21 protein-coding genes are annotated in these 20112 nt (G+C 47.4%); 9 read left to right on the forward strand and 12 right to left on the reverse strand.

Features of this window, described 5'->3' with window-relative positions; all coding sequences use genetic code 11:
* Nucleotides 1-10 precede the first annotated feature (10 nt).
* Nucleotides 11-1840 carry a hybrid sensor histidine kinase/response regulator transcription factor gene (locus PMI05_RS09430; RefSeq protein ID WP_238543276.1) on the forward strand — a complete coding sequence of 610 codons (1830 nt, stop codon included), beginning with the start codon at nt 11-13 and terminating at the stop codon, nt 1838-1840.
* Between the two features lie 64 nt (nt 1841-1904).
* Nucleotides 1905-2246, forward strand: a complete 342-nt coding sequence (locus PMI05_RS09435) for a zinc ribbon domain-containing protein YjdM (protein WP_007720328.1) — start codon at nt 1905-1907, stop codon at nt 2244-2246.
* A 77-nt stretch (nt 2247-2323) separates the two neighbouring features.
* On the opposite strand, the gene PMI05_RS09440 is transcribed toward PMI05_RS09435, so the two are convergent.
* From PMI05_RS09440 to PMI05_RS09490, 11 genes are all read right to left on the reverse strand, one after another.
* Nucleotides 2324-3268, reverse strand: coding sequence for a hypothetical protein (locus tag PMI05_RS09440; RefSeq protein ID WP_007720330.1), 945 nt, complete (start codon nt 3266-3268; stop codon nt 2324-2326).
* 226 nt (nt 3269-3494) lie between these two features.
* A complete protein-coding gene (locus PMI05_RS09445; RefSeq protein ID WP_007720332.1) occupies nt 3495-5366 on the reverse strand; it encodes a glycosyltransferase in 1872 nt (623 codons plus the stop codon).
* 26 nt (nt 5367-5392) lie between these two features.
* Nucleotides 5393-6316, reverse strand: coding sequence for an MBL fold metallo-hydrolase (locus PMI05_RS09450; protein ID WP_007720334.1), 924 nt, complete (start codon nt 6314-6316; stop codon nt 5393-5395).
* A 28-nt stretch (nt 6317-6344) separates the two neighbouring features.
* Nucleotides 6345-7160, reverse strand: a complete 816-nt coding sequence (locus PMI05_RS09455; protein WP_007720336.1) for a hypothetical protein — start codon at nt 7158-7160, stop codon at nt 6345-6347.
* 35 nt (nt 7161-7195) lie between these two features.
* Nucleotides 7196-7564: a hypothetical protein gene (locus PMI05_RS09460; protein WP_007720338.1), complete on the reverse strand. Its 369-nt coding sequence runs from the start codon at nt 7562-7564 to the stop codon at nt 7196-7198.
* 64 nt (nt 7565-7628) lie between these two features.
* Nucleotides 7629-7973 (reverse strand): hypothetical protein, encoded by a 345-nt coding sequence (locus tag PMI05_RS09465; protein ID WP_007720341.1) that lies wholly within the window; start codon nt 7971-7973, stop codon nt 7629-7631.
* Between the two features lie 216 nt (nt 7974-8189).
* Nucleotides 8190-8522 carry a hypothetical protein gene (locus PMI05_RS09470; protein ID WP_007720344.1) on the reverse strand — a complete coding sequence of 111 codons (333 nt, stop codon included), beginning with the start codon at nt 8520-8522 and terminating at the stop codon, nt 8190-8192.
* A 272-nt stretch (nt 8523-8794) separates the two neighbouring features.
* On the reverse strand, nt 8795-9103 hold the full coding sequence (locus PMI05_RS09475; RefSeq protein ID WP_007720346.1) for a hypothetical protein: 309 nt from the start codon (nt 9101-9103) through the stop codon (nt 8795-8797).
* A gap of 18 nt (nt 9104-9121) precedes the next feature.
* Nucleotides 9122-9316: a hypothetical protein gene (locus tag PMI05_RS09480; protein WP_007720349.1), complete on the reverse strand. Its 195-nt coding sequence runs from the start codon at nt 9314-9316 to the stop codon at nt 9122-9124.
* 2 nt (nt 9317-9318) lie between these two features.
* A complete protein-coding gene (locus tag PMI05_RS09485) occupies nt 9319-10020 on the reverse strand; it encodes a glycosyltransferase family 2 protein (protein ID WP_007720351.1) in 702 nt (233 codons plus the stop codon).
* A 49-nt stretch (nt 10021-10069) separates the two neighbouring features.
* On the reverse strand, nt 10070-10813 hold the full coding sequence (locus tag PMI05_RS09490; protein ID WP_007720353.1) for a bifunctional 2-polyprenyl-6-hydroxyphenol methylase/3-demethylubiquinol 3-O-methyltransferase UbiG: 744 nt from the start codon (nt 10811-10813) through the stop codon (nt 10070-10072).
* A 161-nt stretch (nt 10814-10974) separates the two neighbouring features.
* Here PMI05_RS09490 and PMI05_RS09495 point away from each other — a divergent pair, with 161 nt between their 5' ends.
* The 4 genes from PMI05_RS09495 (at nt 10975) to PMI05_RS09510 (ending at nt 15383) form a co-directional block, all read left to right on the forward strand.
* Nucleotides 10975-12123, forward strand: a complete 1149-nt coding sequence (locus PMI05_RS09495) for a glycosyltransferase (RefSeq protein WP_007720354.1) — start codon at nt 10975-10977, stop codon at nt 12121-12123.
* 214 nt (nt 12124-12337) lie between these two features.
* Nucleotides 12338-13306 carry a Fe(3+) dicitrate ABC transporter substrate-binding protein gene (locus PMI05_RS09500; protein ID WP_007720355.1) on the forward strand — a complete coding sequence of 323 codons (969 nt, stop codon included), beginning with the start codon at nt 12338-12340 and terminating at the stop codon, nt 13304-13306.
* An 86-nt stretch (nt 13307-13392) separates the two neighbouring features.
* Complete coding sequence (locus PMI05_RS09505) at nt 13393-14403, forward strand: iron ABC transporter permease (RefSeq protein ID WP_007720356.1); 1011 nt, start codon at nt 13393-13395, stop codon at nt 14401-14403.
* A complete protein-coding gene (locus tag PMI05_RS09510; protein WP_007720357.1) occupies nt 14400-15383 on the forward strand; it encodes an iron ABC transporter permease in 984 nt (327 codons plus the stop codon). Before PMI05_RS09505 ends, PMI05_RS09510 begins: the two co-directional genes overlap by 4 nt.
* A 50-nt stretch (nt 15384-15433) precedes the next feature.
* Here PMI05_RS09510 and PMI05_RS09515 read toward each other — a convergent pair whose 3' ends face one another.
* The gene (locus tag PMI05_RS09515) at nt 15434-15979 is read right to left on the reverse strand and encodes a GbsR/MarR family transcriptional regulator (RefSeq protein WP_039960503.1); all 546 of its coding nucleotides are present in this window, start codon (nt 15977-15979) and stop codon (nt 15434-15436) included.
* Nucleotides 15980-16222: 243 nt separating this feature from the next.
* On the opposite strand from PMI05_RS09515, the gene PMI05_RS09520 reads away from it, so the two are divergent.
* Genes PMI05_RS09520 through PMI05_RS09530 form a run of 3 tightly spaced genes read left to right on the forward strand, consistent with a single transcriptional unit; the run spans nt 16223 to nt 20081 of the window.
* Entirely contained in the window at nt 16223-17314 is a 1092-nt protein-coding gene (locus PMI05_RS09520) for a putative 2-aminoethylphosphonate ABC transporter substrate-binding protein (protein ID WP_007720361.1), read from the forward strand.
* 20 nt (nt 17315-17334) lie between these two features.
* On the forward strand, nt 17335-18366 hold the full coding sequence (locus tag PMI05_RS09525) for an ABC transporter ATP-binding protein (RefSeq protein WP_007720363.1): 1032 nt from the start codon (nt 17335-17337) through the stop codon (nt 18364-18366).
* A gap of 14 nt (nt 18367-18380) precedes the next feature.
* Nucleotides 18381-20081: a putative 2-aminoethylphosphonate ABC transporter permease subunit gene (locus PMI05_RS09530; RefSeq protein ID WP_007720364.1), complete on the forward strand. Its 1701-nt coding sequence runs from the start codon at nt 18381-18383 to the stop codon at nt 20079-20081.
* Nucleotides 20082-20112 lie beyond the last annotated feature (31 nt).

The following is a 20112-nucleotide window of genomic DNA, read 5'->3' on the forward strand; positions in this document are numbered from 1 at the left end:
TGTAGATGAGGTGTGCCAATTGCTTGCATTTGTTAAACGATGGTTATGGGTCGACTGGATGATCTTCACCATCCACTTTATGTGGGGATTGACGATTATTCTCGGCTTTGTCCGCCATCACGATCAATTGCCTTATCCGATAGTGATTACATTGATCGTTGTGTTCTTAGTGCTTGTCGTCCCCAGTTGTTTGCGTCGATACTCTCGTAACCTATATTTGTTCGCTGAGATTATTTTGAGTGGAGGCTTGTGTATTGCCTTGAACTTCTTTTTTGAGGGTGTAAGATGGCAGTTTATCCCCATCGCTTTTCTTATCGGATATCACAGTGTGGAACGATCTTATCGCTGGACGGGACCATTGGCGATTTTGGCGATTCCGTTTCTTGTGGGGGAGGCAATCGGGGTGGATTTCGAGCCTATACCCTTAAGCGATCTAATTGTGTACCATTTCGCGGCATATGCGCTTGGTTTTGCCTTTCAATTGCTTAGCCGTATGCACAAGCAAGGCCTGATTATTCAACATCAGAACCAAATATTGGAGCAATACACCTCCCAGGTGGAGGAAATCACACTGCTGGAAGAACGGAACAAAATGTCCAGAGAGCTGCATGACACGATCGGACACACGATGACATCGCTTATTATGGGGATGGAGATGCTTCGGTCTAAAATACCAGATGCGGAGGCTAGTCGGCTGGACATGCTTTTGCAGATGGCCCGACAAGGTTTGGACGAGTCCAGAGGGATTTTCCACAAGTGGGCTCATAATGGCTATGAATCAGCTACGACGATGGAGTCCGCCTTCGTTGAATTGATCGAGCAATTTCAAGTGGCTACAGGGGTGTCCGTCAAGCTGCGTATGTACGGCGCTGAGTATGCGTTGAGCCGTTCCATAAAGCTGACTTTGTACCGTTGCTTGCAAGAAACACTGACCAATGCTGTGCGACACGGAAAAGCATCACAAATTCAAGTGGGACTTTACTTTGAAGAAGCCCAGATCCGGTTGCAGGTCGAAGATAATGGGGAAGGAAATGGGACGATCGAATTCGGATTTGGTTTGCAATCGATGAAGGAAAGGCTGGAAACACTTCAGGGACGATTATCGATCCATTGTATGGACGAAGGAGGTGTGACGGTCATTTGTAGTCTGCCAGCTATGCAGGCTGTACCAAGTGCAGGCATACGTATCCTGATCGTCGATGATCAGCCCGTTGTGAGGGAAAGCTTGCAGCTCGTTTTACAGAATCAGCAAGACTTGCAGGTGGTCGGGGTCGCAGAGAACGGCTTGATGGCACTGGACATCATTCCAAAAGAAAAACCCGACGTCGTACTTTTGGACGTCCAAATGCCTGTCATGGACGGGGCGAAGACACTACAAGCGATACGTGAGCGGTGGCCAGATATGCGTGTCATTATGTTGACGACCTTCGAAGAAACAGCCCTTGCAGCAGAAACGCTAGGGAGAGGCGCCAATGGCTACTTGTTAAAATCGGTTAGTCCGATCGAGCTGGTAGAGGCGATACGAGTTGTTCATCAGGGTGAAGCGTTGATTAACCATAAGATTGCGGATGTCCTTTTCAAAGAAATGCGCTTGCAGCAAGAAGAGCTGAATGGACTTCGCCAAAAGCAAGGACGCGAGTGCCCCTATGGGTTGACGGAACGGGAAAGAGGCATATTGGCCTCGTTAGTAGAGGGGCTTCGCATGAAAACAATCGCGGAGAAAATCTTTCTTTCTGAAGGAACAGTACGCAATTGCACCACAGTGATTTATGCAAAACTGGGTGTAAAGAATCGCGAAGAGGCAGTTAAAAAAGCACGGGACGAAGGGCTTACTGGGTAGGTGGCCAGGTTTTCAGGCTAGTTTATGATAGAATGGACAGTATCGAATGGAGGTTATATCAAAGATGAGTCAATTGCCAAATTGCCCAAAATGTCATTCAGAATACACGTACGAAGATGGAAGTTCCTTGGTATGCCCGGAATGCAGCCATGAGTGGACGCTCCAAGCAGGCAACGATAATGGTGAAGATAACAAGGTCATCAAGGATGCGAATGGAAACGTCTTGAATGATGGCGACACGGTAACCGTCATTAAAGACCTCAAAGTAAAAGGGACTTCATTGGTCGTGAAAATCGGGACAAAAGTAAAAAACATTCGCCTGATTGATGGGGACCATGATATTGATTGTAAAATCGATGGTTTTGGCGCGATGAAGCTAAAATCGGAGTTTGTGAAAAAGGTGTAAGCTGGGGAATATGATGGACAAGAAAAAACTGACTGCATGATAAAATGCAGTCAGCTTTTTTCGTAAGGAACGTGGTGTTAGGTGAGACGGTGAATGGACCAGACGATACCCTCGCCGCCGCCTCCTAAGTCGAGGTTAGTAGTCAATCCATTGGCTACATAGAACAAACCGAGCGTATCTCCACCATTGAGTTGAACGTCACCAGCGAGTGTAACTGTTCCAGCCCCCAAAATAGCTCTTAATGTGAGTACGAGGTCAATGTTTACGTTGAGGACAGGGAAATCACCGATAATGAGACTTGTTACAACAGGGGTAAGTCTCCGTACTTCAAATGCAGGGGTGATTCCCGGATCTAAATTAACGGTAATGGCTGCGGTCGTTTCATAGTTAATGGTTGCTTTTATGGCGTAAGTTCCAGTCACTGGTACTGTATATACGCCAGTTTGCGGGTTGAAACTTGGACTGCTATAGTAGGGGCTGGCTGTTGACCAGTTAGTTAATTGGGAAGATGCGTTAAGGGTCACAGTTGATAAGAAGCCAGAGAAGTTTTCAGCGATGAAAGCAGGTCCAGTAGCGCCTGTTGTCCCGGTAGCGCCAGTAGCTCCAGTAGCTCCAGTAATACCAACGCCCGTGGCCCCTGTCGCGCCAGTAGCCCCCGTAGCTCCAGTAGTACCAAAGCCCGTCGGCCCTGTGGCCCCCATAGGCCCTGTTATGCCACCTGTGCTGCTGGATGGAACAGACAGGATATTGTCCAGTTTCGATTGCAAGAGCATTTCTTTTTTCGCAACGTCTTGCAAGGTTTGGCGTACGCTTGCATTCACCAGAAGGAGATCGCTTACCGAAGCAGGAACAGTCAAGCCTGGTAGTGTACCAATGGCATATTGCAATTTTTCTGCTTCTGCATGAATAATATGCCCGAGGCTGAGCTCTTCGATGGCGATGGAAGTAAGGAGGAGATTGATAGCATCGTCTCTCGTTACAGTAATAGTGGGAGTAATATTGGGAATATTGGCTTGAGACATGGCATTCATCCTTCCTGTTACATTCAAAAACTTATTACTATCCTATGAGGCCTTATCTGTGCGCGTGCCTGGCTGTATAGAAACAGAAAAAGCCAATTTGATTTCCAGATTGGCTTTTGTGTTAACCGGTTAGCACCGTGCTCATCAAAAAATAGACCACCATTGCTTATGGCATTTATACATTCACCCAACAGGGTGGGTAACTTTTTCATGATCACGAGGGGAGTCAGGTCAGAGACTCAAAATACCTTTTGTTGTAGAGAATGCTAGGGTGAGTTGGGTTGTAAGAGTAGGCAATATCATTGTGGTGACGGGATTTCTCGTTGTCCCCCATTTGAGAATAGCATAAGCATAGTTGCAGATGAGGTAGCCAGGTCCAGGAAACGTGGTCGATGTGTGCGAGCTTTTCAGCAGGTCGCTCTACTTTTGTTGCGAGATCGTACCAAAAAATCGCCAGCAGCCAATTTTTATCTTCGACGTGAAAGGCTCCGATCTGGCAGCAAGCTTCCGCCCGTGGACGATCGTAGTTGAACGTACGATATAGAGACGACAAAACATTTTGTCTCTCATATAGGTGGGAATAGCAGCTCGCCAACTTCAAGCAAGCGTTAATGTTGTCTTCTACCCAGCCTTGTTGGGTGTTCAGGAACTTCGTGTAAAAAGTAATGGCCTCTTCATGAAACTGATTGTCGCGTAATTCATTCGCAAAATAGTACAAGTCGCGAGGAGAGAATTCTTCCCCTTTGGCATCCCTGCGTCGATAGATTTGCAGATTGCGGTCCGTGTATTCCTTCTGCTTGTTATGCGTGATGGATATATCACTGTTGATGACGTTTCCATTCACTTCCAAATACTCATGGACGGGTCCGATCCAGCAAAAACCGCGGTCGCGTTTTACGAGGCGATTGCGGCGAATGCTGTATGCCACATTCCCATTGCTGTCCACAGAAAGGTTGTAGTTCATCGTGACACTGTCGATGCTGTAATTCAACGTAAACTTCAACTCGCGGAAGAGCTGACGGTCTTTCTCCAGAAGGATATCGTCTGCATCCAGCCACAAAATATAGGGGCATGTTGCCTTGCTGAACGCATAGTTGCGTGCAGCTGAAAAATCATCAATCCACTCGAAATCATAAATGGTGCAGCCATAGTTGGACGCAATTTCTTTCGTGCGGTCTGTTGACCCCGTGTCGACGATAATGATTTCATCGACGAGATCCGCAACGGTGGAAAGGCAACGCTCCAGAGCGTCTTCTTCATTTTTGACGATCATGCATAAACTGATTGAAATCTGATTCGCTTTCCCCGCTGTCATGCCATTTTTTTTGCGATACTCGCTCACTCCTGCCAGATCCGACTGACGGTAGATGTGGTACCCAGGAAGATGCGTATCCACATGCAAAGAAAAGCCCATAGCTACAGCCCGAACGCAAAAATGCCGATCTTCTCCCCAGAACGACAAGTTAGCTATTCGTTTAAAGCTGACGCCTGCCTCCAAGACCTTTCGATGGATGAACGTGCATGCACCGAGACCACCTACCTCATACACACCAGGTTTACGCAGCATCTCTAAAAAGTTTTGGTTCTCCGCTGACTCGGACGCGCCTTCGCGTGTCAATGTGTATTGATCCATCAGCCAAACTTGAGGAAGCTCAATCGAATCAGGCTGCCAACGTGTCCAGTAAATGTTGGAGATAATATCTTTATTCGCTTGAAGCAATTGTTGCAGGGTGTGAGGGTGTAAAACGAGATCAGAATCGATCAAAAACAAATAATCGAAACCCTCTTTGAGCGCATAGGAGATAATCGTATCTTTCATTTGCGCTACTTTCCAAATATTTCGGTCCGTCCAATAATGAGTCATTTCATTTCGGACATACGTATCATCGTCTGTGTTTTTGAGGATGATGGTTCGTTTGTTCGCCTTTTCGAAATCAGCCAAGAGTGTACTGGATAGTGGGTCTTTGTTATCGTCAATGAACATGTAATGAACAAGTTCATTTTTGGTAGTCAGCTCCGAGAGGGATTGAAGGAATTCCTCCAAAATGATCGGGAATTGCTGAATGGGACTACCGATTAAAATACGTTTTTTACCCATAGTACACCCCCATATATAGCCTTTGTTCAAGTGGTTGCCGCAGGTTTGCTGAATAGCAGTAAACCATTGTCCACTTTTGCGACAATTCGGTTCTCTTGCTGTAGCTCTTTTATATAAGAGCGGATAATCGAAGTGGTCAAACCGTAGCGGTGCAAGTCATCTTCAAACTCATACTTTTTCATGACTTTTTGGACGACTTGTTCGAGAGTGCTTGGCTGCTCATGAATCAATGCTTCAAGAAAAGCAGAGGTGTCTTTCATAATGGTGAGATGCTTGTTAATTAAACCGGTGACTGTCTTATAGGGTCCGCCATGGTAGAGCACATACGCGGTCAATTTCATCATCGAGAGCTTCTTGAAGCTACTTCTGGCAGCCCTCAGATCGTTAAAAAAAAGGAGATTCTGCTTGTTCAATGTTTTGGGACCAAACAAGGCATCGCCGCAGTAAAGGACATGATCAGGGGTAATAATGCCGACCATTCCCGGCGAATGTCCAGGTAAGGAGACGATTTTGAATGGAATGGTGTGGACGTGAAAGATTCCATCGGTGGATGGCAGATAATCTGTTACGAGCGCACGTTCATTCTTTTTGTTTTGATCAGGCTTCGTATCAGACCCTCCACCTGCGTCGAAAACCAAAGGCTCGAGATGCGGATTTTCAATGAGATAGGCTGCCAGATGTGTCGCATAGATACGAAGGTCGGGGAACCTCTTTTTCAAATAGAGATTGCCACCGTGATTAACAGCGTGACCATGTGTATGAACAACGGCAAGAATTTGATACCCTCGATCACTGATTTTCGTGCATACTGCCTCGATGACCATGGCATTCGGTCCGCTATCAATGCAAACGGCGGTTTTGCTGGACCTATCCAAATAGACACCGATCCCGTATTTACCGGAGACCACATAACTGCTACCGGCCACTTCGATCAATTCCAAACGATCCATATACCTTACTCCTTCATTAAATTCAGGTTCATATGTGGATGACCTTGGTGACATTGCCGATACGTACCTTTACGGAGTTCGGTACAAAGGGAGGCTTTGTAGGTGCAGTAACTCGCTTAGCGAGCATTTTTTTCTGGCCACGCACTTTTGCCACGTTTGTTACAGGCTTGGGACGCTTGGACTTGCGTTTGTTTTTATCGGGAGTAGGGATGGAGGTAGCCTGTGCTAATAATGGGGGTTTTGGATGTACTGATTTCCGGTTGTTGGCTGTATCGATGCGTGCGTTGTTTGTGAGCAATGGAGGGGTTGGGGGAGGTATAGGTGGAACGTCAGTGGTTTTCGTTTGCTCACCCAGATCTAGCTGTACAGGTTCGTCATCTGGAAAATCTCCTTCCAGCTCCAATTGCATCGGCTCGTTGTTGGGGGAATCCTCTTCCCGTTCTATAGACTTTGTTTGATGATGGGAATGGTCTTCTATCGAGTAAAACGATTGTAATTGCCGCAGATGATTTTCAATCAAGGTCGCGAATTGTTTATGCGGAAACCTCCATGTCTTTACCAATTCCGATAACTGGGCAATCGCAGCAAGGACATGTGTGTACATTTCACTAGTGGGATGGAAAGGGTTACACGATTCAAATAGAAAGCTGTGAGCAATCTGCTTGTTATGTATGTGGGTATGCAGTCTGATGAGCAGATTGAACATCGTTGATATTTGGTAGCCAAACAGCATAAGCTCGTAATCTTTGGCATGATGAAAGCGGGATTCCAATCCTTTGACCAACTGGACGATGGAATAGGTCAGCTTTAGAACGGTTTGGTCATCGATATCTTTGTTCTTCATGGCAATTGACCTCGAATTCCTGAAATGATCAATCGTTAATAGTCGATGGTGAAGTCGTCATCCAATTCATCACCGAAATCGGCTTCTTTCATCTCAAAGTTTGATTTAAGCGCCACAGGGTACATGTGAATGGCTGCATCCAGCTTTTTTAACAAAAGCCACTCAGCCATCAGCACCGAATCCAGAATCGAAATGACTGTACGATTAAAGGTAATGATCTCATCATTAGAGGGGGTGTTGGGGAAGTCCAGATTTTTGCCAACGAAAGCAAGGGCTTTGTCAGCTTCGGCGTTTAGCAATCTGGACAAGGCTTCTTCCTCTAGGGCAATGGATTGCAGCAAATGACTCAAAGCTTCTTCGCGCGTAGGCACATCATTTGATGGAACTTTATCCCGTAAGGTCATCATCATCCCTCTTCAATAAAATTATGATCCCATGAAAAGCAGTGTAAGTAGTGAGGGCTATTCTTCAAAGGCATGGAAGGTCGGGTAAGTCAGGTAAGTCATCGTGCTGCTGATCATGATTATTTTGCATCTGCTCCAGCTTGATAATATCCTCCAGCCTGAATTGTAGGAGCATCTCGGTCTTGATGACATTGCGCAGCATTCGTTCTACGCTGTCGTTTAAGGCAAGCGCATCATTGAGCGAGAGGCATTGCTCCTTCACGATCTTTTGGATCTTTTCCCCCTCTGTATTAATAATGTGAGAAAGTCCGATTTCCTCCAGCGCAATGGAGGTGAGAAGCAGATTTAATACTTCGTTTCGCTTCAATATGATTTCCGGTGTTATATTGGGGATCGTGGGCATTGACATCGTTATCTACATCCTTTATGTGTTTGATTTTGTATACAAAATAAGACTTACCCAAAGAAGAAGGCGATCTGCTTCCCTTAATTTGCACAGAACGCCTTCGGGCGAGTTTCTTGCAACAAAAACGATAGGATCGTCATAGGATCGCGTGATTGATAGTGAAGAAATGGAAACTTCCTCGCAGTACATGTTATGTAACCGCGATCTTAATATGACAACTTAATCGTATTGATTCGATAACGAAGTGGAGGTGCTCGGGAGAATGCTAACTACATTTTCCAACTTGAATTGCAAGAGCATGTCTTTTTTGATGACATCTTGCAGCGTTCTGCGAACACTGTTGTTAACGGCAAGAATGTCAGAAATGTTGGGGACGAACCCAGGCGTAACCCCCAATGTACCTACCACAAACTGGATCTTTTCTGCCTCTGCATTCATAATATGTGCCAAAGCCAATTCTTCCAGAGCAATGGAAGCTAGCAGTAAAGATACGGATTGCCCAATCGTAACGGAAATCGTTGGGGTAATGTTAGGGATGATAGGTTGAGACATGAGATCACCTCTTTGAAGTAATAGGTAACCAATTTAATCGCGCGCCTATCGCATACTTCTAAACTGTGAGCGCGAGCTATTCCCCCCCTTTGTTTTAACTACGGTAAGTGTATGCATAGGTGTGTGTCCCACTGAACTGTTTATTTGTACACATGCGTAAGGAAGCGGGGAATGTGAAAAGCCCGGATCGATTGACCCGGACCAGTGATATGGTGATAGTTTCCATACGAATGAGGTCTATTAAGGCGAAGGAGTCTAATGAAGGAAGCCAGTTAGCTTCGAGTGATCAGATTATCAACGATGTTCTCCAGCTTGAATTGCAGAAGCATTTCTTTTTTGATGACATCTTGTATCGTTTGACGAACGCTTGCATGGACGAGCAGGATGTCGGAGAGTGTTGCGGCTGGTTCGAGCCCTGGAGCAAGGGTACCTAAAACATATTGGATCTTTTCCGCCTCGGCGTTCAGAATGTGAGCCAAAGCCAGCTCTTCTAAAGCGATGGAGGTAAGCAATAGCGAAGTGGTTTGGCCAAGAGTAAGCGAGATAACAGGCGTAATATTAGGAATCGATGCTTGAGACATGATTATCACCTCATAGATTTAGTAATCAAATGTTTCTTGGCCCTGGAGCCTTACCAATACCCAGCGACGATTTCCGGCAATCTCTCGAAAAAGTTCCTCATAGTGATAGATTTTTCCGAGATGAGCCAGAAAGGGATAGTGATCAAAATCATCTACGAGAATAAGCGCATCTGGTTTGAGCTGCAAAGCCTCTTCGATATCGCGTATGATCATCCTCATTCCACCCATTCCAACAGATTGGGATGTTGATCCAAGATCGATTCATACTGTTCCTTCCATCCATATCGGGCGTTGGGGTCAAGGAGCTGATAGCGGTTGTATTTGTTTTGTCTGTCTTCGAGTCGGGCCCAGCCAAAATGTTTCACGCGTGATGGATGGCACAGGTAAGGGAACTGGTTGATCGAGAGAGGGAATCTGCCGCAATGCTGTGGGGTTTCCCTCCATACATAGGGGAAGTCAGGGCGGTATTTGACCATAAAAGGACGGTAGTGATGATGGGCTTTCCAATACACATCTTCGCGATAATGCGTCTCGCTCCACATATCGTACAAACGAAAGTAGATCGCCTCGTGTGTCTGTTGTTCCAAAATCTCGGAAACTTTTGAGGGAAAGGAGCTATCCATGCTTTCATCGGCGTCCAGATTCAAAATCCATCCCGGATCAGTCTGGATCGTTTCTTGCCATTGTTGTTTGCGCAGGGTGACCTCGTTGGAAAACTGAGAGGTAGCGTTTTGAACCAGATGAAGAGGAATGCCCTTGAGAACCTCTCTACAGAGATCCACGGTATGATCGATACTGCCATCGTCGATGATGACGGCTGCGTCAATAAAGTCTTTATGTGCTTCCAACACTCGTCTCAAATACCGTTTGCCTTCATTTTTCACAATCATGGAAAGCGTCAGTTTGGCTCTGGTCATCTACGTGCTGCACCTCCTGCCTACTCGAATTTTTATTACGGATGGCAGGTTAGGCTTGTCGTGTTGCAATGCAGAAGATTTCATGGCCTTGGAATGTCGACTGGAGGTTCGCGGCTAGCTTGATGATGTCATGGATCGGTAGAGGTGTTTGCGTGGTCTTGCGCAGATGGTTTTCCAATCGGTTCGTTTCTTCTCGAGAAAAGATGGAGAGAACCTCCCAGCCACCTTGATGAAGCAGTGAGATCAGATTGTCACGGGAGTAATGGAAGAGGTGGTCATTCTCGGTATACAGAGGGGAATCCACCCCAAACAATTTATTGGTGAACGAGTTTTTGTTCGGCACGCTAAAAAGGATCTTTCCTCCTGGTTTAAGAAACCCCTTCAATTCTTCAAGGTATTGCTTCGGATGCGAAATATGCTCAAAGACGTGACAAAAAACAATGGCATCAAAAGTACTAATGTGTTCGGGGGCGAGAACGGAGGAGTTCCATAACGAATGAACCAGTTGTAACCCATACCGGTCTTGGGCGTATGCGCATGATTGGTGCGACGGCTCTACCCCGACAACCTCCCACCCAGCCTCACGAGCAAGGAATAACAACTCTCCTGTTCCTGGACCAATTTCGAGCAGCTTCCCTTTTTCCGAAAACCACATATCGAGCAGCAGTGTATGGAAGATCGCATGTTCCGGAAAAACGAGATCACAATCTTTGCACGTAAGTAGCGCGAAGGTAGCGTACTGGTGGAAAAGCGCAACCTGAGCGCTGTTGCACAAAGGACATGAGTCATGCATGGATACGATCCCTGCTTTCTTTGTGATATCTGCTATGCGCTGCTCCAGCAAATAGTTCGAAAACCAAGGAAATGGCGCCGTTCTGAAAGGAGCAGTCCGCTCATAGAGTAAAGGGGGATAGACTACGATCTCATTGATGTGTGTAAAAGGAGATGAGTAGCATGTCTGAGGCGCCCAAAATTTCCTTATGTATGATTGTAAAAAACGAAGAAGAGTGCCTTCACAAGTGCTTGGAAAGCGTGAAAGATCTTGTGGATGAAATGATTATCGTAGACACGGGAAGTACCGACAAAACGGTAGAGATATGCAAGTCATTCGGAGCGGTCGTGCATTCGTATGAGTGGCAGGATAACTTCGCAGAAGCACGAAACTTTGGACTGGACAAAGCAACGGGCGACTGGATTTTGTGGATGGATGCCGATGAGGAAATGAATAAAGAAGACAGCACGAAATTGAAAGAGCTGCTTCGCGGTCAAGAAGATTCCCTTTTTTATATCCATCTAATAAATTACATTGGAGATGAAAAAAATGAAGACGATGCTTTTCATATCGCTCACTCACGTTTGTTTCGCAATGGCATCGGTTTTCGCTTCTATTTTCCCATCCATGAAACGCTCAACGTAGAAGAGGTCCTTCCCAATCTGACCGAAGATCTCCACATTCAAATTTTGCCTGTACGGATATACCATTACGGCTACATGAATGAATTTACTGGCAGAAAGAACAAATTCGAGCGCAATATTCAGCTACTCATGAAAGAATTGGAAAAAGAGGACCACTCTCCATGGATTGAGTATCATCTTGCCAGTGAATTCTCACGTATCCAGGAGCATGAGAAAACGTTCAAGTTCGTGAATCTGTCTATTATTGGGTTTCTCGAAAACCATATGATGCCTCCTTCGCTTCTTTATAAGCTCAAATACTCTACGTTGATCTCGATCGGCAGTGCTGAGGGAGCGTGGCCAGGAATTGAAAAGGCAATCGAGATTTATCCTGACTATGTTGATTTGCATTTGTACAAAGGGATCATTCAGTATTTGAAAAAGAACTATAAACGAGCATTGATGACGTTTGATCACTGCTTGGAGCTAGGGGAGAGCAACATTCGTCATCTGACCTTGAAGGGATCGGGGAGTTTTCACGCCTGGTATTACAAAGGGCTTTGTTACGAAGGATTGGGTCAAGTGGAAGAGGCTGTGGCAGCTTATCAGTCGGCGTTGGAGATGGCGGAGAATCATGCGCCTGCCAAGGAAGCATTAGAGAAGCTGAGCTCGATGACCGAAGTAAGTCATACACCAAACACCAAATAGCATCGTGGCGAAAAGCCGTTTACGTCGATGGTTCAGGCGTAACGGCTTTTTTTCGTAATGGCAGAGCATGAACAAAATGACGTTAATGACCTTTATTGCGGTAAAAGGTTTAATAAGCACAATGTTTCATTTGCGGCAGCGGATTGTTACAATAAAAAACGCATTTCGTCGGTAATAATAATCATTATCAATTACATCAAGTGAGGGACAAAAGATGAAGCGAACAAACGGAATGAAACGTCTCGGTCATATGCTTTGGACGCTTGCACTGGCAGGTACGGTATTACTGACCGGGTGCGGCAGCGCAGAGCAAAAACAGCCAGCAGCAGGTCAAGATAGTGCGCAAACCGCACAGAAGCGCATCGTGAAACACGAGCTGGGCGAAACGGAAATTACCGGAGACCCGAAAAGAGTCGTCGCGTTGGAGTATTCCTTTGTAGACGGACTATGGGAGCTGGGAGTGACACCTGTAGGAATCGCGCAGGAGAAGGATAAGGACGTAGAAGGACTGGTCGGCAAAAAAATCGAGTATACCCCTGTGGGGACACGCCAGCAGCCGAGTCTGGAAGTCATCAGCTCGTTGCAGCCGGATTTGATTATCGGTGATTTGAATCGCCACAAGGACATATACAAGGATTTGCAAAAAATCGCACCGACGATCATTTTGAAAAGCCGCAACTCGACGTATCAGGAAAACTTGAGCTCGTTTGCCACGATTGGGGAAGCGCTGAACAAGCAAAAAGAAGCAGAACAACGCCTGATCAAGCACAAGGAGATCATCGCAGAGTTTAAGAAGAGGGTACCGGCTGGGGATTCCCGCAATGTCATGCTGGGTGTATTCCGCGCAGATTCGCTGTCTGCACATGGTGCGAAATCGTTTGATGGCGAATTGCTCGAAATGATTGGAATCAAAAATGCGATTCAGGATGCGGCAGAACCAACGGTAAAAATCAGTCTGGAGCAAATGGTGCAGTGGGACCCAGATGTGATTTTCCTGGCGGAAGCCGACGACGCGCTGTTGAACGAGTGGAAGCAAAATCCGCTTTGGAACAATATCACCGCAGTCAAAAATCAGGAAGTACACAAAGTAAATCGTGACCTCTGGACGCGCTATCGCGGACTGAAATCCGCAGAACGCATTGTGGAAGAGGCAGTGAATCTCTTATATAGCAAGGAAAAATAACATACGATGCAAATTCTGGAAAGACCGATCGCTGATCTGGTCTTTTCAGTGTTCCTGCACGTGGTAGTTGATCGAGGTGGCTTGTATTGCAGAAAACAACGACACGACAACGACAAAGTACCTTTGTCCTCATTGCGATCGGCTTGGCAATCCTCTTGTTCATTGGCTTGTTGCTGAGCTTGTTTACCGGAGTAGCTTCGCTGGAGATTCGATCATTAGTGACGCATTGGCTATCGGGTGAATACTCCAAGGAGCTCTTGATTTTCCAAACCATCCGCGTTCCGAGAGCCGTGCTGGGAGCCATCATTGGGGCGAATTTGGCTGTGGCAGGTGCCGTGATGCAGGCCGTTACCCGCAATCCGCTCGCATCCCCGCAAGTATTTGGCGTGAATGCGGGGGCTTGTCTGGTGGTCGTACTCGCGATTGTGATTTTACCGGATATCGGGAAAGCCAATCTCATTTATTTTGCATTTGCTGGAGCGATTCTCGGGGGACTTGTGGTCTTTGGATTCGCAGCTTCCCGCGGGATGACCAATCTCAAGATCGCCTTGGTAGGAATGGCCATCCACCTGCTGCTCACCTCCATTACGAAGGGAATCATTATTTTTAACGAGCACATCTCGAATGTATTGTACTGGTTGTCTGGCTCCATTAGCGGAGCGGCTTGGACGGATGTGCAATTGATTTTGCCATGGTCGATGGCGGGACTCCTTCTGGCGATCTGGCTGTCCGGCTCTTTGTCTGTGTTTCGACTGGGGGAGGAAGTCGCGATGGGGTTGGGACAAAAAATCGCCCGCGTCCGACTGCTATCTTATGTTGTGGTCGTTATTTTGGCAGGAGCTTCTGTTGCTGTCGCCGGAGCTGTCGGATTCGTTGGACTGATGGTTCCGCATATCGCAAGGAGGCTCGTGGGTACGGACTATCGGGTCGTTATCCCTGTGTCTGCGCTTGGTGGTGCTGTCTTGGTTACCTATTCCGATGTACTGGCTCGATTGATTTCCTATCCGTTTGAGTCTCCTGTAGGGATTGTAACGGCTCTTTTGGGAACCCCGTTCTTTCTGTACTTGGCGAGAAAAAAGGGGAGGGAAATGGTATGACTTCGCGAAAAAACACCCTGCTCCTAGTTGGCCTCGGCGCCTTAGTCTTAGCGGCAGCATTGCTTAGCATGGGGATCGGCCCGATCTTTATCGGCCCTGATCAAATCATTCGAGTGATTATGGGAGAATCTTCGTCGCTTACGTTTATGATTGAAAACTATCGATTGCCACGGGCGTTGCTCGCGATTCTTGCCGGAGCGGGCTTCGCGATCGCAGGTGTGATTTTGCAAGGAATGATCCGTAATCCGCTGGCATCTCCAGATGTTGTAGGGGTAACCAAAGGAGCGGGCTTGTTCGCGGTTGTTGTCATCATTCTGTTTCCGACCGCATCACCGCTTCTTCTCCCGATTGTCGCGTTTTTGGGAGCACTGGCGGTAGCGATTGCCCTCATCTATTTCGCTCGGAAAAGCGGTGCACAGCCAACTACGTTTGCCTTGGTCGGCATGGGAGTAGGGGCGATCTGCCAAGCGTTGACGGAATTCATCATGGTGAAGTATCCGATGCAAGCCAATGATTCTCTTGTCTGGCTGGCAGGGAGCTTGTGGGGGAAAGGCTGGGATGAAATTTACGCTTTGCTGCCGTGGCTGCTCGTATTCATTCCCATTAGCTTTGCTCTGCATCGAAAGCTGGACATTATCAGTCTGGATGAAGGGAGCTCCACGGGGCTCGGACTGAATGTCGTCCGAACACGCTATATGCTCCTGCTGCTCGCCGTTGCATTGGCAGGCGCATGTGTAGCGGCGATTGGCTCGATCGGATTTGTGGGATTAATTGCACCACATATGGCGAGAAAGCTGTTCGGTCATCAGCATCGTTATCTGTTGCCAGGTGCGGCGGTTTTGGGCGCGTTGATTCTCGTCATTGCAGATGCATTGGGGAGAGGACTGAATCCTCCGATCGAGATCCCCGCGGGTATTGTGACGGCGGTCATCGGTGTTCCATACTTCTTGTATTTGGTGCGTCAAGAGAAGAAAAAGTAAAAAGAAAAGCCATCTTTTCCTCTAGCTTTGGAGAGAAAGATGGCTTTTTTCTATTCGGGCTCTTCTTCGAAAAAATCACCTTGTTCCAAGGCATACACAAAACTTTGCAACCATTCGTAATACCCTTTTGCATGTCTGAGCTTGTGCAAATCTTGGAGGGCGAGCTTTCGTTCCTCATCAGAGGTACTTTCCAAAAGGATCAGCTCGGTTAATTCAGGCAGTGCCTGGTCGATGGCACCGGTCATCACATCGACTTCACGCTGCAGCTTGAATGTGAAGAAGTTTTGAAACGCTGTGAAGAAGTTGGTCTCCGCCGCATACAGCTCTTTTCGTTCCTGCTTTTCCTCGAGTTTTTTGACCATGCGGGATTCCATTAAAGATCTCACTGCATAGCTCATGTTGCTTTTGCTCATGTTCATCTGTGTTTTCATCTCGTCGAGAGTCATCGGACGATTCTCGAAGAACATGACACCGTAAAGCTGACCAGAGGAATGAGTAGCGCCATACAAGTCCATCGTTTCCGCTATGGCTTCGATCATTTGTTTACGAATATGGAGGCGTTTTTCTTCTCGTACATTTTCGTCGTTCAACGACATGCGAATATTCACTTCCCTCTCGTGCCACCGTCATCATCATTTCGTTCAATGCTTTTTGTATGATACTTCCATTATAGCAAAAAGTTTTTCTACACAGTGATAAAGCTATTGTTATGAGCATTTACGTAATCTTAATGCTCAATTAACAGTGGTTTCATGGGCGAAACACAATGCGAGTGTACAATAATTTTTGAACGCAGATGGTTTTTATCCGATACTTTCTTTCAGAAAAGGAGAATCACCGTGAAAATCAAGTGGAATGTGATGGCAGCAACGTTGGTCGTTACGAGTTTGTTGGCAGGCTGTGGAGCACCGAAGACAGAGGGAACAGCATCGAACAGTGGTCAAACTGGCTCGGAGGCTGCAGTGTCTAACGCTTCTGGAGAAATCAATGTGTACACGGCAATTGAAGATGAACAGATCAAGACGTATCTGACTTCTTTCAAAGAGCAGTATCCGGATATCAAAGTAAACATCGTTCGTGACTCCACTGGCATCATGACAGCCAAGCTGATTGCCGAGAAGGACAATCCGCAGGCGGATGTGATCTGGGGACTGGCTGCCACGAGTCTCTTGGTGATGGACGATATGCAAATGCTTGCGCCATATGCTCCCAAAGGCGTAGATCGTGTACTGCCTGAATTCAAGGACAAGGCCAACCCGCCAAAATGGGTAGGCATGGATATTTGGGAGACAGCCATTATTGTCAACAAAGCAGAGATGGAAAAACGCAATCTGGCTATCCCACAGTCGTACGAAGATTTGGTCAAACCAGAATACAAAGGCTTGATCGCGATGCCTCACCCTGCTTCTTCTGGAACAGGCTACTTGACCGTCAACGCCTTGCATCAGTTGTACGGCAAGGACAAGGCTTGGGCTTACATGGACAAGCTGCATGAAAACATGATGATCTACACGCACTCTGGCTCCAAGCCGGCGAAGATGGCGTCCGCTGGTGAAGCGCCAATCGGTATCTCTTATGGATACAGCGGCATTAACGAACAGAAAAAAGGAGCGCCAGTCGAAGTCGTGTTCCCGAAAGAGGGCTCAGGCTGGGATATGGAAGCGAGCGCGCTCGTGAAGAAAAAGGACATCAAGCCAGAAGCAAAATTGTTCCTCGACTGGGCGATCAGCGATGAGCCGATGAAGGAATACAACAAAAACTACGCGATTTTGAGCATCAAGCAAGAGGGAAGTCAAATTCCGGAAGGCTACAAACAAGACCCTGTATCGCAGTTGACCAAGCTGGACTTGTATCAAGCAGCAAGAGACCGCGAAGGCATTCTGGCCGAGTGGGAGCAGAAGTACGGCTCCAAGGCTGAACCGAAAAAGTAAAAAATAAAGGGGCATTTGTGATGGAGCAAGGCTATTTGTCATTACGCAATCTCGCCAAGCGATTCGGGAAGCACACAGCGCTTCAGGGCATTCAATTGGACATTGCCAAGAATGAATTCATCTGTCTGCTCGGACCGAGCGGCTGCGGAAAAACAACGTTGTTGCGCATCCTCGCAGGACTGGAAAAAGCGGATCAAGGGAGCGTCGTCATTGCCGGGAAAGACATTACCTCGCTGCCAGCAGGGAAACGGAATTTTGGCATGATGTTTCAATCGTACGCTTTGTTTCCGAATTTGACGGTCAGTGAAAACATTGCTTACGGATTGCGTAATCGCTTCTCCAAGGCACAAATTGCTGATCGGGTAGAGGAAATGCTTCAACTGGTTGAGCTGGGAGAACACCGCAACAAAGTCCCGGCTCAATTATCAGGAGGGCAGCAGCAACGGGTAGCACTGGCGAGGGCCTTGGCGTTTTCGCCGGACTGCTTACTCTTGGACGAGCCATTATCTGCGCTGGACGCCAAGGTCCGTGCCAAACTCAGGAACGAAATTCGTCGGCTACATCATCAATTCGGGATGACGACGATTATGGTGACGCACGATCAGGAGGAAGCGTTGACAATGGCGGATCGCATCGTGGTCATGAACCAGTCGCGCATCATTCAGGTCGGTACGCCAAAAGAAGTGTACGAGCGTCCCAAAACGCCATTTGTTGCTGATTTTATCGGAGCCATCAGCTTTATCCAGTCGGATAAGCACTCGGATCAAGCTATGCTCGCCATTCGTCCGGAGCATGTCCAGTTGCTGCGTGACGGTCATGAAAAAGGCAGACAAGGGATCGTGCGCGAGTTGGAATATCGCGGTACGCATTATCGAATTGTGGCAGAGTTGATCGGTCCACAAGGTACTTTGTTGCAACAGTTTGTCACGATTGATGTCCCGGCACATGCTATGGTGTCTCATCATGTTTGGCCGGATCAAAAAATTGCCTTCACCCTGCCGCCAGAGCATGTCATCCGTTTTGATGATACGGCAGACCTGGCTGTTGGCTAAGGAGCGCATACGATATGGACACCTGGTTAAAACGAATACGCCCTGATGCCAACCAATGGAGCCAAAATGCGATCATTATTTGCATGACCATCGCGCTGTTGTTCGCCATCCTGCTGCCGCTTGGTGAGCTAGTGATCAAGGCAGTTACAGATCAGGACGGAAACTTTATCGGGCTCATGCACTTTGCTAATTACTTCTCGACGCCGGCTCTCGTGATGTCATTGTGGAATTCCATTAAGGTGTCGACGGTCACGACGATCATTGCCGTTACGTTAGGCTTCGGATTTGCTTACGCACTGGAGAGAAGTGCGATTCGCGGCAAATGGTTTTATCGGTCGGTTGCACTCTTGCCGCTATTCGCACCCTCTATGCTGCACGGCTTGGCGCTGACCTACCTGTTTGGCAATCAAGGTCTGATTTCTACCGGATTTTTTGGGCTGTTGCCGGAATTCCGCATTGAGCTCTACGGGCCTATCGGGATTGTGATGGCGGAAGTACTCTATACGTTTCCGCAGGCGTTTCTGATGCTGTCGGTGGCACTCGCAAGTGCAGATTACCGGATGTATGAAGCGGCAGAGACGCTCGGGGCATCCAAGTGGCGCAGATTTTGGACGGTCACGGTACCGGGTACGAGGTTTGCGCTGATCAGTGCCATTTTTGTCTGCTTCGTCTTGACCTTTACCGACTTCGGGGCTCCCAAAGTGGTCGGCGGGCAGTACAACGTGCTGGCGACAGATTTGTACAAGCAGGTTATCGGGCAACAAAACATGCAAATGGGTGCGGCCGTTGGAGTGCTGCTGTTAATACCAGCTGTGATTTCATTTGTGATCGATCGCATCTCCCAGCGCAAACAGAGCGGTTGGTTGAGCGCAAAGTCCATTCCTTACCGAATTGAACGCAACAAACTGCGGGATGGGTTGTTTTACGTGCTTTGCTCCACCGTGTCCGCTGTGATTATTAGCATTATCCTGGTTGCTATTTACGGCTCCCTTGTAAAAGTGTGGCCGTACAATCTGTCCATTTCCTTTGCGCACTATGAAGACTTTTTGGATGGCGAAGGGCCGTTTGTGACGAGCTTGCTTATCGCGTTTGCTACGGCATTGATTGGCACAGTCGCTACTTTTTTGTTCGCGTATCTCATCGAGAAGTCACGTGGGCATCGTCTGCTGCGTCAGTCAGCGTATTTTCTGTCCATGCTGCCGCTTGCATTGCCAGGACTCGTGCTCGGTTTGATCTACGTATTCTTTTTCAACAATCCGAATCAACCGCTGCACGGCATTTACGGTACGATTTGGATCGTCATTTTGTGTAACATCGTTCACTTCTATTCAGTTTCTTTCCTGACGATGACGTCCGGTCTGAAGAAGCTGGATAGCGAGTTCGAGGCTGCATCAGAATCGATGAATGTGCCTTGGTATCGGACATTGCTGCGGGTTACGGTTCCGCTGTCATTGCCGACGATTTTGGAAGTGTTCCTCTACTATTTCATCAACAGCATGGTGACGGTCTCGGCCATTATTTTCTTGTATGCACCAGACCTGAAACCGGCTGCGGTTGCGATTGTGAATAAGGAGGACTCAGGCGATATCGCGCAGGCTGCTGCGATGTCTACGTTAATCATCGTGGCGAATATGTTGGTACGTACCGCGATCATGTGGACTTCAGGCAAGATTCAGAAAAGAATGGATGCGCTTCTCGTCAGGACGAAAGAGTAAAGCCAAGTCCGATTCAAAATGGAATGCAGGT

Origin of the sequence: Brevibacillus sp. BC25 (genome assembly GCF_000282075.1) — a bacterium.
Lineage (GTDB): Bacteria > Bacillota > Bacilli > Brevibacillales > Brevibacillaceae > Brevibacillus.